This is a genomic window from Candidatus Accumulibacter phosphatis, assembly GCF_000024165.1.
In the GTDB taxonomy this organism is placed as follows: domain Bacteria; phylum Pseudomonadota; class Gammaproteobacteria; order Burkholderiales; family Rhodocyclaceae; genus Accumulibacter; species Accumulibacter phosphatis.
The window spans coordinates 4,556,882-4,573,842 of the sequence record NC_013194.1; the positions used below are offsets into that span (position 1 = coordinate 4,556,882).

The 16,961-nt window shown below is 62.1% G+C and carries 7 protein-coding genes, 2 tRNA genes and 3 rRNA genes; 2 read left to right on the forward strand and 10 right to left on the reverse strand.

What is annotated here, in order from left to right; genetic code table 11:
• Nucleotides 1-33 precede the first annotated feature (33 nt).
• The 3 genes from CAP2UW1_RS19840 to CAP2UW1_RS19850 are packed head-to-tail and all read right to left on the reverse strand — an operon-like array spanning nucleotide 34 to nucleotide 6,997.
• The gene (locus CAP2UW1_RS19840; protein ID WP_041567939.1) at nucleotides 34-4,677 is read right to left on the reverse strand and encodes an alpha-2-macroglobulin family protein; all 4,644 of its coding nucleotides are present in this window, start codon (nucleotides 4,675-4,677) and stop codon (nucleotides 34-36) included.
• Nucleotides 4,611-5,327 (reverse strand): DUF1175 domain-containing protein, encoded by a 717-nt coding sequence (locus CAP2UW1_RS19845; RefSeq protein WP_015768411.1) that lies wholly within the window; start codon nucleotides 5,325-5,327, stop codon nucleotides 4,611-4,613. Before CAP2UW1_RS19845 ends, CAP2UW1_RS19840 begins: the two co-directional genes overlap by 67 nt.
• Nucleotides 5,327-6,997 carry a DUF2138 domain-containing protein gene (locus CAP2UW1_RS19850; RefSeq protein ID WP_199931519.1) on the reverse strand — a complete coding sequence of 557 codons (1,671 nt, stop codon included), beginning with the start codon at nucleotides 6,995-6,997 and terminating at the stop codon, nucleotides 5,327-5,329. Before CAP2UW1_RS19850 ends, CAP2UW1_RS19845 begins: the two co-directional genes overlap by 1 nt.
• A gap of 444 nt (nucleotides 6,998-7,441) precedes the next feature.
• On the opposite strand from CAP2UW1_RS19850, the gene CAP2UW1_RS19855 reads away from it, so the two are divergent.
• Entirely contained in the window at nucleotides 7,442-8,383 is a 942-nt protein-coding gene (locus CAP2UW1_RS19855) for a MerR family transcriptional regulator (RefSeq protein ID WP_015768414.1), read from the forward strand.
• Between the two features lie 15 nt (nucleotides 8,384-8,398).
• On the opposite strand, the gene mnmD is transcribed toward CAP2UW1_RS19855, so the two are convergent.
• The 7 genes from mnmD to tyrS form a co-directional block, all read right to left on the reverse strand.
• Nucleotides 8,399-9,088 (reverse strand): tRNA (5-methylaminomethyl-2-thiouridine)(34)-methyltransferase MnmD, encoded by a 690-nt coding sequence (gene mnmD / locus CAP2UW1_RS19860; protein WP_081444306.1) that lies wholly within the window; start codon nucleotides 9,086-9,088, stop codon nucleotides 8,399-8,401.
• A gap of 92 nt (nucleotides 9,089-9,180) precedes the next feature.
• Nucleotides 9,181-9,294: ribosomal RNA gene (gene rrf / locus CAP2UW1_RS19865) — 5S ribosomal RNA — on the reverse strand.
• A gap of 131 nt (nucleotides 9,295-9,425) precedes the next feature.
• Nucleotides 9,426-12,312, reverse strand: a 23S ribosomal RNA gene (locus tag CAP2UW1_RS19870).
• A gap of 222 nt (nucleotides 12,313-12,534) precedes the next feature.
• A tRNA-Ala gene (locus CAP2UW1_RS19875) sits at nucleotides 12,535-12,610 on the reverse strand.
• A gap of 79 nt (nucleotides 12,611-12,689) precedes the next feature.
• Nucleotides 12,690-12,766: transfer RNA gene (locus tag CAP2UW1_RS19880), tRNA-Ile, on the reverse strand.
• 62 nt (nucleotides 12,767-12,828) lie between these two features.
• A 16S ribosomal RNA gene (locus tag CAP2UW1_RS19885) occupies nucleotides 12,829-14,366 on the reverse strand.
• Together the 16S, 23S and 5S rRNA genes with 2 tRNA genes alongside form the textbook arrangement of a ribosomal RNA operon.
• Before the next feature lie 477 nt (nucleotides 14,367-14,843).
• Nucleotides 14,844-16,043 (reverse strand): tyrosine--tRNA ligase, encoded by a 1,200-nt coding sequence (gene tyrS / locus CAP2UW1_RS19890; protein ID WP_015768416.1) that lies wholly within the window; start codon nucleotides 16,041-16,043, stop codon nucleotides 14,844-14,846.
• A 75-nt stretch (nucleotides 16,044-16,118) separates the two neighbouring features.
• Here tyrS and CAP2UW1_RS19895 point away from each other — a divergent pair, with 75 nt between their 5' ends.
• On the forward strand, nucleotides 16,119-16,946 hold the full coding sequence (locus CAP2UW1_RS19895) for a peptidoglycan DD-metalloendopeptidase family protein (protein ID WP_049778617.1): 828 nt from the start codon (nucleotides 16,119-16,121) through the stop codon (nucleotides 16,944-16,946).
• Nucleotides 16,947-16,961 lie beyond the last annotated feature (15 nt).

Here is a 16,961-nt window from a genome sequence, read left to right on the forward strand (position 1 = left end):
ATGGGCGGGGTGACGCCGGCTGCAATCCGCGCATCACTTCACCTGCAGGCGCCGTTCCGCCACCGCCTCGAAAGCCTTCTCTTCCGGCTGATACATGCGCTGGAAGCGCGCCGGCGGCACGACGAAGCTGCCGCGGCTGCCGAAGCGCAGCAGGTGGCGGAAAACGCGGCTTTCGGCAAGCTGGTCGACGGGCACGGCGTAGGACAACTCACCCGGCTGGTAGCGGGCCTTCTCCATCGGCACGACGGCGTCGCCATCGAGCCCACGTACGCGGATACCCCAGGTTCCGCGCTCGACATCGGCACCCGGCGGCAGCGGCACCTCGACCAGGCCGTAACGCGGCGATTGGCCAGCAGCGGGGCTGAGCCGGATCTCTTCGAGATAGAGGTCGTTGGCGCGCAGATCGCCGTCGCTTGCGGCTTCTGCCCGGAACTCGACCGCTTCGCCGGCGAGAGCGGCGCTGGCGGGGCGCCGCTCGCCGGACGGCTTGGCGGCGGCCGGGTCCGCCTTGACCACCGGCACCGCCACCAGGCGATAGAGGCGCCGTTCGATCTTCACCGGCAGCGTGCCCTTTTCCGGCTCGGCCGAGCGGTAACGGACGAAAGCGGTGAGCGGCGCCGTCGGCGGGCTGGCCAGGGTGATGGCGGTGGGCAGTGTCTTGTCGGTCCACCGCCAGGTGGGCGCACCGAGCGGGCCGCCCTGCCGCTGCCAGTTGCCGGCAAGGCCCAGCGCTGCGCTTTCGGCCGGTGCGCTGCCGCCGAGCGCCTTGTTCCACCAGGCCAGCGCCAGGGCACGATCGAGGGTGGCGGCACCCGGGCTGAGCGTCGCCAGCCAACGTGCCGCGTCTTCCTTGGCGGCGCCCTTGCCTTCCATGGCCAGCAGCGCCTGGCCCAGCGCTTCCGGCTGGGCGCGCAGGGATTCGCGCGCGCCATCGATCGCCTGAGCCGTTTCGGGCACGATACCGATCTGCTGCTGGCGCGCCATCTGGCCGATCAGCACCAGACTCAGGCCGTCGGCAGCCGCCGTGTTGCTCAGCCAAAGGCTGTCGCGACCCCGGCTGACGGGCTTGACGGCGGGCAGCGAGGCGGCCTCCTGGAGCAGTCCTTCGACCAGGGTACGGACCGGCAGCTCCATCTCGGCCATGAACCAGACGGCCAGCACGCGCAGCGGCAGCGGCTCCTTGGCCGAGTGCTTGCGGTAGGCTTCCAGGCTCTGCCGCCAGTGCGTCGCCGGCAGCTTGAGGCCGAGCGCGCGCGCGGCGTGCCAGTCGGCGTAGTAGGCGTAGGCGGTGAGCCAGCCGCTGTCGGTGGTGCCCGGCCCCCACCAGCCGAACACTGCCTCCGGTCCGGCCATCTGCACCAGACGCAGGCGCTGCGTGGCCAGCGACTGCGCAATCTCGCGCACACGCGGCGCGTCGGCGGGCAGACCGCGATAGGCGAAGCTGAGCGGCAGCAGACGGCTGGCCGTCTGCTCGACGCAACCCCAGGGAAACTCCAGCAGATCTTCAGCGATGCGCGCAAACTGTCCGGCACTCCCCTGCGCCAGGCTGACCCTGAGGTCGCGCGCATCGGCCGGCAGGGCGAGCCGCGTTTCGGCATCCCGCAGATCGAGCGACAGGCTGCGCTCAGAGAGCCAGCCGACGGGCAGGACGCTGATCGCCTGGCGCAGGCTGTCGATCTCCTTGCCGCCCTGGGCCAGGCTGATCGCCACGTCGCCCGAGACGGGTTTGTCGATCGGCAGCGGGATGTTGTTCGCCCCCGGCTGCAAGTCGATCTCCCGGCGTAGGGCAAGGCCGCCGCCGTTGGCGGCGAGTTGCACCTTGGCAGCGGCGCCGGTCTGGTTGAAGGCGACGACAGTGGCGGCCGGCCGGTCGCCGAGACGGAAGCTCGCCGGGCCGGTCCATTTGGCGTAGAAATCCTTGTGCGACTCGACATGCCGCGTCTGCTGGCCGACCACGCCAGCCGCGGTGATCGCGCGCGCCGTGACGCGCCAGCGGGTCAGCGCGTCGGGCATGCGGAAGCTGACGCTGACTTTGCCGTCCTGACCGGTCATCAGGCTGGGCCACCAGCCGGCGGTGTCGGTATCGTCGCGGCGCGGGCGCTCGAGCACTTTGACGCCGCGTTCCGACGGTGAGCGGCGAACCGGCGCGCTGCCCTTGCCGGGCAGTCGCGCCAGATCGTAGCCGATGAACGACAGGCTGACGGTGGTGCGCACGTTGTTGCGGCGGGGGTGGTAGAAGAAGTTGCCGATGCTCGGAGCGATTTCCGGTTGCAGCACGTAGATCATTTCGTCGACCACGCCGAGATTGACCAGTGCCGGTGTCGGCCGTCCGCCGACCCGCGTTTCCAGTTCGAGCGTGACGGTTTCTCCCGGTGCGTAGCGTTCGCGGGGTGTGCGGATGGCGACGTCGACGGTCGGCACGGCGACGCGCAGCCCCTTGTTCTGGAAAACGTAGTCGCCGTTGGCCAGGTAGAGGACGGAAAAGGTGACATTCGGACCGTATTCTTCCCGAACCGGAATGTCCGCCCGCCACTGCGCCGGCGCCACCTGGCTGACGCTCAGCCAGGCGGCTTTGCCGCTGAGCAGCGCGTGCGCCTCGACCTGATCGCGCTCGAGGGTCAGCAGCGCATCGCCGACCGCTTGCGGGAAGGTGATCAGCGCGTGCGCCGTCTCGCCGGCCTGGTAGTTTTCCTTGTCGAAGACGATCTCGACGCTGCCGGGAATCGCTTTCATGCCCTCACCGGAAACCCAGTGGCTGGTCGCCGCGAGCAGGTTGCCCCTGGCGTCGCGCAGACTGACGGTGTAGGAACCGGGCTCGGGGAAGGGCAGCCGGGCGCTGTCACCTTCGGCCAGTGCGCCGTCGCGCCGCTGCCTGTCCTCGAGACGGAGAATCTCCCAGCGCGTCGGCCGGCTGGCCGGACTGGCGTTGCCCTGCGGCGTGTAGCGAAAATCGACGCTCTCGCCGGGACGCGAGAAATAGGCGGGCGCGCTCAACTGCCACAGCGTGGCGCCGCGCTCGATGAGGATTTCCTTGGTCGCCCGGACGCGGTAGGCGGCACCGTCCTGGGCCAGCAGACTCAGGATGTAGCGGGCAGGATCGTCGGCCGGCGGCAGGCTGAAGGCCGCCACCCCGTCGCTACCGGTCTTCAGTTCGTCGGCCTTGATGGCGACCGGAAACTGTCCACCGTAGCGCAACTCGCCCTCGACCATGGTCAGCGGTTGCGCGCGTGCGGTGAGCCGCACCAGCGCGCCGGCCACCGGCCTGCCGTCGGGATAGCTGAGACGGATGCGCCCGGTGACCGCTTCGCGGGTCTTGAATTCGCTCTTGTCGACGACGACGTCGATCTCGAAATGCGGCTTGACGTAGTCGGCGACACGGAAGGCGGCGCCGTAGCTGTCGTCGCCCCTGGCGAAGACGAGTTCCCAACCGCCGGCCTGTGCCGCTGCCGGCAGGCGGAAGTCCGTCTCGCCGCCCTTCACCGAGTCGTAGCGCAGTTTGCGGGTGAGGACTTCAGTCCCCGCCGGGTCGACGACAGTGACGCTGATGTCGCTGCTGGCAACCGGTTCCGAGCGACGGGCGCTACGGAATTCACGGCCAAGGAATTTGACCTGGACAAGGTCGCCCGGACGGTAGAGCGGGCGATCGGTGACGGCATAGATCTTGGCGTTGTAGATCTCGCTGTCGTGGTAGAAGTTTTCCGAGATGAAGACGCCGCCCGCCGGATCCTGACCGTAAACGTAACTGGTCTCCGGGCTGGCGGCGGGCAGGCGGACGACACCGTCGGCAGCGGTCCTGCCGCTCTTCAGGACGCCGACGCCATCGCTCCAGACGACATCGGCGTCGGCGACGGCGACGCCATCCTTGCGCCGGGCGGTCCACACCAGCATCTCCGTGGCCGCGTTCTTGGTCACGGCAACGCTGTCGGAGACGAAAACCAGCGTCACGGCCCGGTGCTTGCCGACCGAAGCTTCGACCAGATACAGGCCGGGCGCCCGCTGGCCGAGGGGAACCCGGACATTGCCCTCGTTGTTGGGCAGGAACTCGCTGCTGCTGCCGGCCAGTTTGACGTCGGCAGGCGGCACGATCGGTTTGGCGCGATGCACGGGGTAGCGGAAACGGTCGCTCAGCGTCATGCCCGGCAGGGGCGCGTAGGCTGGCGGATGGCGCAGGCGGGTCGGCGTCAGGATCTGGTTCGGCGTCTTCAGATCGGGAGCCGCGGCGGTCGTCGCCAGCCGCGCTGCCGGGGAGAATAGACGCTTCCAGGCGAAGCGGGTGTTGGCCCAGATCTTGTCCCAGGAAAGCTTGAGCATGTTGGCCATGCCCTCGGGCTGCGGCTTGGCCGGCACCTTGACGCGGTGCAGGTTGCTCTGGGCACGCAGGAAGGCGAGCGGATCGGGGACACGGTAGATGGCGATATCGACGCCGCCGTACTCCTCGAGTTCGGCCGAGTCGCGCTGGATTTCCAGGCGTACCGAGGCTTGTTCGTCGGAAGCGTAGCTGGTTTCGGCAAGCAGGAAGAACTCCTCGCCGGCGGCGGGGCGATAGTTCGAGTTCGCGGCCGCCATCTCGCCAGCCGTGCCGGGTCCGGCAAGGCCGAGCAGCGCCAGGATCAGCGCGACAAGAAGGCCAGGCGATAGAAGCCGGCGAAATTCGGGTTGTCGTCGCGTGGTCGCCACCGTGTGTCCTTCCATTGCAGCAATTGAGCCGGCGTGACTGCACGCAGGCCGTTGTCTTCACCCATTTCGGGAGATGGCCGACGTCTGCCGGCGCCTTGCTCCGCGGCGGCAGGTGGCTGGCCGGTGTGATAGGCGATCCAGCTACCCATCCAGATCATCAGGTGCTGGTCATCGCCGTGATCGAAAAAAAGCAGATCTCCAGGTTTGCTCATGGCGCTTTCGCGACCGAGCCGGTGGCTGTTCTTCTGGACCAGGGCCAGGGCGGTGACGAAAGCCTGTTGGTCTCCCGCCAGCGTCGTCCATCCCTTGAGCAAAGAAGCCTGTTCCGGGCGCAGGTCAACTTCCGGCGGCAGGCGGCCGGTGAAGCCGTTGGCGCGGCGCCAGCGAGTGTCGTGCGGACGCAGCGCTTCGCCGACGGCGAAACGCGCCAGGCCGGCACAGTCGCGATGAAACCAGCGCGGCGACGGGCCATGGCGAATCTGGTCGGCGACGATCAACGCCATCCAGGCGCGAAAGCGGTCGGATTGTGTGCCGTCAAGCGCGCCAGCTGAGGATGGTGTCGACGGCTCCGCAGTGAGTGCTGCCGCGGGTCGCCATGCGCTGCCGAGGATCATTCCCCCGAGCGCGGTGATGAATCGCCGGCGTTGCATCAGCGGGCGCTCTCCTGCAGCGGTCTGATGTCGAGAGTAACGAAACCATCTGTGCCGCCGGCACCAGGAACCGCGACGGCCGCCTGGTGCTGTTGCCCCCAGGCATCGAGGCGTGGCCAGAGCCGGTTGCGGGCGACCTCACGAAAATACGATTCTTCGTCCGCCGGCAGCACTTCCTGCACTTCCGAACGCAATAGCCGGGCCAGCTGCGGCGGGTCGAAGACCAGCCACCCGGGTCCGTGCAGGCCGGGCTCGTCGCCGAGTGCCGCCGCCCGCTTGCCGGCCACATCGAGCGCCGTATCCACCTGGCGACGATCGGGAGAAAAGAAGATCAGCCCGCCGCGCCAGGCCAGGGCGGGCTCGAAGGCACGCGCGCCGCCGTCCGGTGGGCGAATACCGTGACGGGAGGCAACGGTGACGGCATGGATCTGGCTCTCGGCATCCTTGCCCGCGGCCTTGGCGCCCGTGGCAGACCAGGATTTTTCCGCCAGGCGGGCCAGCAACTGCCCGGCATCGAGCGGCATGGCAGTCGCCGCACGCGCGATGAAGAGGGGCGCCGAGAGGCGGGAACCGGCAAACCAGCAGACGGCGGCGATCGGGTCCAGGGCAGCGAGGGTGGCCGGCAGCACGGCGTCCTTGCCGAGCAACACGGCCAGCGGCGCCGCAGTGGCCGGCCAATCAACGGGCAGGGCAGTACATAAGGCCGCGCCCAGCGGTACAGCCCGCCAGATGCCGGCGGTGTCGAGAGCAGCGGTGGCGCTGGTCTGGTTCAGGCGGAGACTGGCCTGCCAATTGCCGTCTGCGTGGTCGAAGCGCAGGCCGGCGAGCGCCGGCAGGAAGTGCGCGTAGCCGAGCGTCAGGGCCTGCTGGCCGATCACGAAGGAGTGCTGTGCGGTCACCGACGCGGGCAGCTTCGCCTGCCACGGGTGGGCGCCGCGCAGCAACTCGCCGAGAACCGTCTCGGCGTCGCCGGTCAATGTGCCTTCGCTGTCGAGGGCAAGCGCCGGATCGGAAAGAAACACCCAGTTTTCGCCGTGTCCGGCAAAGGCCAACTGGCGGCCGCCGCCGTAATCGAGCGCATACAAGCTGATCTCGTCGCCAGCCACGGAAAACTTGCCGACGAGTTTCAACTGCCGATCGTCAAGCGCAATCCGGGCAAACGCTTCGCTCAGTCGGGCGAGCACGCCACGTTCCAGCCTGGCGACGAAGTGCTCGGGGCGCCCCTTGCCCGAACGCCATATGCCGATCTCCGCGGGTCCGGCCAGCAGCATCGAGAGAAAACGGTCCTCGATGCCGACTTTGTGCTCGTAGGCGAGACGACGCAAGCTGCCCTCCAACGATAGCCGCGCCTCGTCCTCTTCGTAGTGAAAGACCAGTTGTTCGTCCACCAGGCCGGCAAGTATGGGGGCCGCCGCGACATCCTTGGGCACTTGCGCCAGATTGCGGGTGGCCAGCAGCATTTCAGGCTGGCGCAGGTCGACCTGCAGGCGGGACACACCCTTGTAACGGGGAGCCTTGTGCCAATAGCGGTAGGCGCCGATCGCCAGGATGACCGCCAGCAGGCCAAGGCAGGCGTAGAGCCACGGGCGGCGTTGGCGAAGGGCAGGCGAAACCGACAGGGTCACCATCAGAGGCAACCAGCGAAACAACGTGTGCGCGGTGGCTGCCACCGCGCACACTGCCCGCATTGACGGCCAGCAAAAGCCGGCGTCCGATGTCGCAAACCGACCCGCGGTAGCCGCGGCAAAGCGCTCGTCATGTCAAGTCCTCTCTTGCTGCCGGCAAACCGCTCGATCCGCCCCTGCGCACCTTGCGCATCGTCGGGGATGACGAACGTCCAGAGCTCCGACCGTCTGGCCAGAGGCCGTATTGTATGCTGGGCAGTTGCGAAATAGGACAGCCGCAATGCGTGCAGGAGAAAGCTCGCACAAGACCCGCGGTCGTGCCAGCGTCCCGGAAGGGCAGCGTCCCAGTGTCGCCCGTCAGCGACGGCCAAAGACTCGGCAAGCACGTGTCGGGAGCGCGCTTGCCCGGCAAGAATGAATAGTTTGTCCTGGACATAGTTGTAGATTCTGGCTATTATTTGCGAATAGTGAGCTTCATATGGAATATCCATGACCCTTGCCCAGGACAATATGTGCGCTCGACCAGCAATGACTATTAGTACCGTCGAGCGCGACACTGGCCTCGGCAAAGATACGCTGCGTGTATGGGAACGCCGCTACGGCTTCCCGCAACCGGAGCGGGACCACAACGGAGAGCGCGTCTATCCGGCGGAGCAGGTCGAGCGCTTGCGCTTGATGAAGCGTCTGATCGATCAGGGTTACCGTCCCGGCAAGCTGTGTGCGGCCAGCGACGAAGAACTCGCTCGTCTGTGCAATGCGTCTGCGCCAGCCAGGGACGGCGAACCGGGACCGAGTGAAGACCTGATCCGGCAGCTGATCAGGCTCGTGAAAGCCAACGACGTGCCAGCACTGCGCCATGCGCTCAATCAATCGATGATGCGACTGGGACTGCAGAGCTTCGTCATGGACGTCGTCGCGCGGTTGAATCACGCCGTCGGTGAAGCGTGGATGAACGGCGAGTTTGCCGTCTTCGAGGAGCATCTCTATACGGAACAGATGAAGGCGCTGTTGCGCCAGGCGATCGGCAGCCTACCGCAAAGTGGTGGTCGACCACGCATCCTGCTGACCACGGTCCCTGACGAACAGCACGTTCTTGGGCTGTTGATGGCGGAGGCGCTGCTGGTCCTCGAGGGAGCAACCTGCATTTCGCTGGGCACCCAGACACCTTTGTTCGACATCCAGATGGCCGCCGTGGCTCATCAGGCGGACATCGTGGCCGTGTCGTTTTCGGCAGCCTTTCCGGCAAGGCAGGTAGGCCCCCTGGCCAACCAGTTGCGTGAACTCCTCCCGACGCACATCGAACTGTGGGTTGGCGGCGCGGGCGCCCACCGAGCGCCCGCATCACCCAGCGGCACCTTGCTGCTGCCGAATCTTCCCGCAGCACTCGACGGCCTCAGCGATTGGCGCACACGACATGCGACGTGCACCTGACGCACTGAGCATGGCTCAGCGCTTCGTCGCCCGCGTGATTTCGCGCTTCCCCGGCGGTCCGGGCGGGTTCTCGATGGCGAAGCCGACAGCCCGGAGATTCCTCTTCACTGCACCCTTGGCGCAGTAGGTCACCAGCACCCCGCCGCGCCGCATGCAGCGCTGCAATTTGTCGAAGATTTCCAGCGTCCAGAGCTCTGGTTGCACCGGTGGAGAAAAGGCGTCGAAGTAGACCAGATCGTAGTCGTCGCCAGGCGAGAAGTCCTCGATTCGGGTCTGCAGTTTGACAAGCGAGAAGCGGTCCCCAAGACGAACGCCCGTTCCCCACGCGCAGCCATGCATGGCGGCAAAGACGCCGCCCCCCAGCGGCGTAGAGGTGCTATCGGCATGGTTCAGGCGGAGCACGAGTTCGGCTGCAAGTGGAAAGGGTTCGACAGCGGTGTACTCGACATCGGCGCTGCCCTGGTTGGTGCGCTCCCAAGTCAGCAGGGCGTTAAGCCCGGTACCGAACCCGACTTCAAGAATTCGCACTCGACCGCCGGCAGCAGCGATCACGTGATCGTAGCCATGCCGGATGAACACATGCAGCGACTCGCGCAGCGCGCCATGCACCGAATGATAGTGCTCATCGCAGCCCGGCAGGTAGAGCGAGTGCGAGCCGTCACCGGTAACGACCAGTTCTCTGTCCACAAAGCGAGGATCGTTCATGGCGGTGACGCGTCGACGACCGACCAGCATCGTCGGCGGTACAAAGCACAAAGCCCTCGCCGCGGTTGCGGTGAGGGCTTTGTAGAAGGGGAGCCTGGCGGTGACCTACTTTCACACATGAAGTATGCACTATCATCGGCGCGCCTTCGTTTCACGGTCCTGTTCGGGAAGGGAAGGGGTGGGTCCAAAGGGCTATGGCCGCCAAGCGTAAGGGGTTCGCACGCCGCGTTGAAGCGGGGTGCGCAGGAAGAAGGGGAGTTGTGATTGCTTTTCGAACCGGCTTTTTGACGGTTCCTGGGGAACCGATGTCCGGTGCGGAGTTGCTGCTCAAGGTTATAGGATCAAGCCTCACGGGCAATTAGTACTGGTTAGCTTAACGCATTGCTGCGCTTCCACACCCAGCCTATCAACGTGGTGGTCTACCACGACCCTTCAGGGGGATCAAGTCCCCAGGGAAATCTTATCTCAAGGCGAGTTTCACGCTTAGATGCTTTCAGCGTTTATCTCTTCCGAACTTAGCTACCCGGCAATACGACTGGCGTCATAACCGGTACACCAGAGGTTCGTCCACTCCGGTCCTCTCGTACTAGGAGCAGCCCCCTTCAAATTTCCAGCGCCCACGGCAGATAGGGACCAAACTGTCTCACGACGTTTTAAACCCAGCTCACGTACCACTTTAAATGGCGAACAGCCATACCCTTGGGACCAACTGCAGCCCCAGGATGTGATGAGCCGACATCGAGGTGCCAAACACCGCCGTCGATATGAACTCTTGGGCGGTATTAGCCTGTTATCCCCAGAGTACCTTTTATCCGTTGAGCGATGGCCCTTCCATACAGAACCACCGGATCACTATGACCTACTTTCGTACCTGCTCGACGTGTGAGTCTCGCAGTCAAGCACGCTTTTGCCATTGCACTAACAGCACGATGTCCGACCGTACCTAGCGTACCTTCGTACTCCTCCGTTACACTTTAGGAGGAGACCGCCCCAGTCAAACTGCCTACCATGCACGGTCCCAGACCCGGATTCACGGGCCGTGGTTAGAACCTCAAACAAACCAGGGTGGTATTTCAAGGTTGGCTCCACCAGAACTAGCGTCCCGGCTTCACAGCCTCCCACCTATCCTACACAAGTCGGTTCAAAGTCCAATGCAAAGCTACAGTAAAGGTTCATGGGGTCTTTCCGTCTAACCGCGGGGAGATTGCATCTTCACAACCATTTCAACTTCGCTGAGTCTCAGGAGGAGACAGTGTGGCCATCGTTACGCCATTCGTGCAGGTCGGAACTTACCCGACAAGGAATTTCGCTACCTTAGGACCGTTATAGTTACGGCCGCCGTTTACCGGGGCTTCGATCAAGAGCTTGCACCCCATCACTTAACCTTCCGGCACCGGGCAGGCGTCACACCCTATACGTCCACTTTCGTGTTTGCAGAGTGCTGTGTTTTTATTAAACAGTCGCAGCCACCATTTCACTGCAACCCTTTCAGCCTTCACCCGCGAGGGGCTACAACCTATCAGGGCGCACCTTTTCCCGAAGTTACGGTGCAAATTTGCCGAGTTCCTTCTCCTGAGTTCTCTCAAGCGCCTTAGAATTCTCATCCTGCCCACCTGTGTCGGTTTGCGGTACGGTCTCCTTGTAACTGAAGCTTAGAGGCTTTTCTTGGAAGCATGGTATCAATCACTTCGCGGTCAATGACCACTCGTTATCACGCCTCAGAATTGACCTTCCGGATTTGCCTAAAAGGTCTTCCTACACGCTTGAACCGGGACGTCCAACACCCGGCTGACCTAACCTTCTCCGTCCCCCCATCGCATTACAAAGAGGTACAGGAATATTGACCTGTTTCCCATCGACTACGCTTTTCAGCCTCGCCTTAGGGGCCGACTCACCCTGCGCCGATGAACGTTGCGCAGGAAACCTTGGGCTTTCGGCGAGGGAGCTTTTCACTCCCTTTATCGCTACTCATGTCAGCATTCGCACTTCTGATACCTCCAGCATCCTTCACAAGACGCCTTCAACGGCTTACAGAACGCTCTCCTACCATATCCTTACGGATATCCGCGATTTCGGTGCATAGTTTGAGCCCCGTTACATCTTCCGCGCAGGACGACTCGACCAGTGAGCTATTACGCTTTCTTTAAAGGATGGCTGCTTCTAAGCCAACCTCCTGGCTGTCTAAGCCTTCCCACCTCGTTTCCCACTTAACTATGGCTTTGGGACCTTAATCGGCGGTCTGGGTTGTTTCCCTCTTGACACCGGACGTTAGCACCCGATGTCTGTCTCCCAAGCTCGCACTCAACGGTATTCTGAGTTTGCAATGGTTTGGTAAGTCGCGATGACCCCCTAGCCATAACAGTGCTTTACCCCCGTCGGTGATACTTGAGGCACTACCTAAATAGTTTTCGGAGAGAACCAGCTATTTCCAAGTTTGTTTAGCCTTTCACCCCTATCCACAGCTCATCCCCTAATTTTTCAACATTAGTGGGTTCGGACCTCCAGTGCGTGTTACCGCACCTTCATCCTGGCCATGGATAGATCACTTGGTTTCGGGTCTACGTCCAGCAACTAGGCGCCCTTATCAGACTCGGTTTCCCTACGCCTCCCCTATTCGGTTAAGCTCGCTACTGAACGTAAGTCGCTGACCCATTATACAAAAGGTACGCAGTCACCCCTCAAGGAGGCTCCCACTGTTTGTATGCATGCGGTTTCAGGATCTATTTCACTCCCCTCCCGGGGTTCTTTTCGCCTTTCCCTCACGGTACTGGTGCACTATCGGTCGATTACGAGTATTTAGCCTTGGAGGATGGGCCCCCCATGTTCAGACAGGATTTCTCGTGCCCCGCCCTACTTGTCGCAAACTTAGTACTACGATCGGGTTTTCGCGTACGGGGCTTTCACCCACTACGGCGCCACTTTCCAGAGACTTCCGCTAACGCAATCGCTATCACTTGCAGGCTGTTCCCATTTCGCTCGCCACTACTTTGGGAATCTCGGTTGATTTCTTTTCCTCCGGCTACTTAGATGTTTCAGTTCGCCGGGTTCGCTTCCGCACGCCTATGTATTCAGCGTGGGATACTCCTTGCGGAGTGGGTTTCCCCATTCGGATATCTCTGGATCAAAGCTTCATTGCCAGCTCCCCAGAGCTTTTCGCAGGCTTGTACGTCCTTCGTCGCCTGTAATCGCCAAGGCATCCACCACATGCACTTATTCGCTTGATCCTATAACCTTGAGCTCTCTTCCGAGACCCCAAGCTACAGGCAACTCATGTGTGCTCCCCCTTGCGGGGGATCGATGCAATCACAACCGTATTACCAACACCCCCACAGGGGCGCCAGCAATACAACCTTCTTCCAGTTTTTTAAAGAGCACTCACCCGGTAAAGGGTCAGGCCTGCAGGGTAGATCACTACCCCGCAGGCCTGACGGTTCACTCGGCGCGGATGGTGGAGGATGACGGGATCGAACCGACGACCCCCTGCTTGCAAAGCAGGTGCTCTCCCAGCTGAGCTAATCCCCCGCTGACCGGCAACCACACCCCCAGCCGACGCCAGAAATGCTTTACTGCCTGCCTTCGCACGGCCCCTCCGTCGTTTCGCTGGTGGGTCTGGTTGGAATCGAACCAACGACCCTCGCCTTATCAAGACGATGCTCTAACCGACTGAGCTACAGACCCATCCGCTTGTGCAGCCTGTGACAACCGATAGGTTGTGAGTTCTCGATCCGGTTTTTCTCTAGAAAGGAGGTGATCCAGCCGCAGGTTCCCCTACGGCTACCTTGTTACGACTTCACCCCAGTCACGAACCCTGCCGTGGTAATCGCCCTCCTTGCGGTTAGGCTAACTACTTCTGGCAGAACCCGCTCCCATGGTGTGACGGGCGGTGTGTACAAGACCCGGGAACGTATTCACCGCGACATGCTGATCCGCGATTACTAGCGATTCCGACTTCACGCAGTCGAGTTGCAGACTGCGATCCGGACTACGATCGGCTTTCTGAGATTGGCTCCCCCTCGCGGGTTGGCAACCCTCTGGACCGACCATTGTATGACGTGTGAAGCCCTACCCATAAGGGCCATGAGGACTTGACGTCATCCCCACCTTCCTCCGGTTTGTCACCGGCAGTCTCATTAAAGTGCCCAACTGAATGATGGCAATTAATGACAAGGGTTGCGCTCGTTGCGGGACTTAACCCAACATCTCACGACACGAGCTGACGACAGCCATGCAGCACCTGTGTTCAGGCTCTCTTGCGAGCACTCCCAAATCTCTTCGGGATTCCTGACATGTCAAGGGTAGGTAAGGTTTTTCGCGTTGCATCGAATTAATCCACATCATCCACCGCTTGTGCGGGTCCCCGTCAATTCCTTTGAGTTTTAGCCTTGCGGCCGTACTCCCCAGGCGGTCAACTTCACGCGTTAGCTACGGCACTAAAAGGTTTAACCCTCCCAACACCTAGTTGACATCGTTTAGGGCGTGGACTACCAGGGTATCTAATCCTGTTTGCTCCCCACGCTTTCGTGCATGAGCGTCAGTATTGGCCCAGGGGGCTGCCTTCGCCATCGGTGTTCCTCCACATCTCTACGCATTTCACTGCTACACGTGGAATTCCACCCCCCTCTGCCAAACTCCAGCCTGGCAGTCTCAAATGCAGTTCCCAGGTTGAGCCCGGGGATTTCACATCTGACTTACCAAACCGCCTGCGCACGCTTTACGCCCAGTAATTCCGATTAACGCTCGCACCCTACGTATTACCGCGGCTGCTGGCACGTAGTTAGCCGGTGCTTCTTATTCGGGTACCGTCATCTACACAGGGTATTAACCCGTGCAATTTCTTCCCCGCCGAAAGAGCTTTACAACCCGAAGGCCTTCTTCACTCACGCGGCATGGCTGGATCAGGCTTGCGCCCATTGTCCAAAATTCCCCACTGCTGCCTCCCGTAGGAGTCTGGGCCGTGTCTCAGTCCCAGTGTGGCGGATCATCCTCTCAGACCCGCTACGGATCGTCGCCTTGGTAGGCCTTTACCCCACCAACTAGCTAATCCGACATCGGCCGCTCCCAGAGCGCAAGGTCTTGCGATCCCCTGCTTTCCTGCTCACAGAATATGCGGTATTAGCGTAACTTTCGCTACGTTATCCCCCACTCCAGGATACGTTCCGATGCTTTACTCACCCGTCCGCCACTCGCCACCAGGGTTGCCCCCGTGCTGCCGTTCGACTTGCATGTGTAAGGCATGCCGCCAGCGTTTAATCTGAGCCAGGATCAAACTCTTCAGTTCAAATCCTCAAACCCTCGCTCGACGTCCCACCAGCCCAGATTCCTCCAGACCAGCAGGCTTTACTTCCGTGCGAGTTACTCCATCTGCTCGGCAATCCGCTTGCGCAGATCACCCCAGATCAAGAACCCACACCTATCGGTTGTCTAGTTTTTAAAGAGCTTGCCAACAGACTGGATAACCAGCTTGCGGCGCTGCCTGAGCAGCGAGAGGGGCGCATTATACAGTCGATTCCAGCGGCGTCAACACTTCTTTTTCACACATCCGCCGAAATCACCCCTGACCACCTGCGCGGCCCCAAAGGGCCACTTCAGCCTCCGCCAACACGATCTAACGATCTGATTTTACTCAGATTTATTCTCGTGTCGAGCAACGAAGGTGCGAATTATACAGGCCAGGATGCGGGCGTCAACCCTATCGGAAGACTATTTGAATGTGCGCTGCCGCGTTACTGCCGACTCCGGCGCGGCGAGCGGTCAATCAGGCAATACTGACTCGCGCATACTTGCGCTTGCCGACCTGCAGGACGAAGCAAGCTTTGGCCGAGAAGACGAGGTTGCGGTCGTCAATCCGAGTACCGTCAATCCTGACGCCGCCCTGCTCAATCATGCGCAGCGCCTCGGACGTACTCGCCGTCAATCCCGACTGCTTGAGGACCTGCGCGATCGTCAAAGGCTGGTCGGTGGCGGGAAAGCTGAGTTCGGGCATGTCGTCGGGGATCGCTCCCCGACGGAAACGCGCGTCGAAGTCCGCAAGCGCCTGCAGCGCTGCCTGGGCACCATGAAAGCGCCCGACGATCTCCTGAGCAAGGAGGACCTTGATCTCGCGCGGATTCCTACCGTCGACGGCATCCTGCCGGAAGCCCGCGATGGCCTCGCTGCTGCGGAAGGACAGCAGCTCAAAGTATCGCCACATCAACTCGTCGGAAACCGACATCAGCTTGCCGAACATCTCGCCAGGCGGCTCGTCGATCCCGACATAGTTGCCGAGCGACTTCGACATCTTGTTCACGCCGTCGAGTCCCTCGAGCAGGGGCATGGTCAGAATGCACTGCGGTGCCTGGCCGAAGTGCTTCTGCAATTCGCGCCCGACGAGAAGGTTGAACTTCTGATCCGTGCCACCGAGCTCGACATCGGCTTTCATGGCGACCGAGTCATAGCCCTGACATAGCGGATAAAGCAACTCGTGGATGGCAATCGGCTGCCCGCCACGGTAGCGCTTCGCAAAATCGTCGCGTTCGAGCATTCTGGCGACCGTGTGCAGGGCAGCGAGGCGAATCATCCCCGCGGCACCAAGTGGCTCGAACCAGCTTGCATTGAAGCAGACCTCAGTCCTCGCGGGATCGAGAATCTTGAACACCTGCTCGCGATAGGTAGTTGCGTTGTCGCGGATCTGCTCGTGCGACAACGGCGGTCGCGTAGCATTCTTCCCGGTCGGGTCACCGATCATTCCGGTGAAGTCGCCAATCAGGAACATCACGTGATGACCGAGATCCTGAAAATGCCTGAGCTTGTTGATCAGCACCGTATGGCCCAGATGCAGGTCAGGCGCGGTCGGATCAAAACCGGCCTTGATCCGCAGCGGTCGCCCGGACTTCAGCTTCTCGACCAGCTCGGCCTCGATCAGCAGTTCTTCCGACCCGCGCTTGATCTGCTTGAGGTCTTCTTCGACAGCGCGCATGCAAACCTTTTCTGCCTGGATGGCTTCTGGTGGGGGGGTTCTTGCTAGACTGCGGCGCTTTCCCGCCATCTGCCTATGGAAAACAACGCGTTTTCGATTTTACCGCATTCGCATCCCGCCATCGATCGGCTCGTGCGCCATCGTTGGGCTGCAACCTTCATCGGTGCTGTGTCGCTGCTCGGCATGGTCGCCGCGTTTGCTGTCGCACCGGCCACGGAGAAGACTCGTGTCGACATCCGAACGGATCTCGACCGGCTGCCGCCACCGGCCGTAAGCCTGCTCGAAGCGGCGAACACCCGCTTCCATCGTGAAGACCGCGTGCGGCGGGGCGATACGATCGTCAGCCTGCTGGACCGTCTGGGCATTACCGAACGCGACGCGCTCACCTTTCTGCGGAGCGACAGCCAAGCGCGAAGACTGGCGCAGTACCTGCGGCCGGGCACCATCGTGACAGCCGAGGCGGGAGCCAACGGGGAACTGCACACGCTCGAAGTCCTGCGGAGCGGCAAGGATGCCAAGCTGGTGATCCGACGTGGCGACAGCGGCTTCCTGGCACATGAAGAGGCTGTCGAATTCGCGTCGCGGACTGTCGTGGCTGCCGGCGAGATCCACGGCTCCCTTTTTGCCGCAACCGACCACGCCGGTATTCCCGACGCCGTCGCCAACCAGCTGATCGAGACTCTTGGCAGCGAAATCGATTTTCATCGCGATTTGCGCAAGGGGGACCGATTCGCCCTGATCTACGAGACGCTGACCCACCGCGGCCAGACGATCCGCAGTGGCCGCCTGCTGGCGGCCGAGATCAGAAACAACCAGAGACTTCTGCAAGCCTACTGGTTTCAGCCGGAACACGCGGAGGGGGCCTACCCCATCTTTAACAAGCCCCATGAAACCCATAACTGAATCAATTGGTTGCGA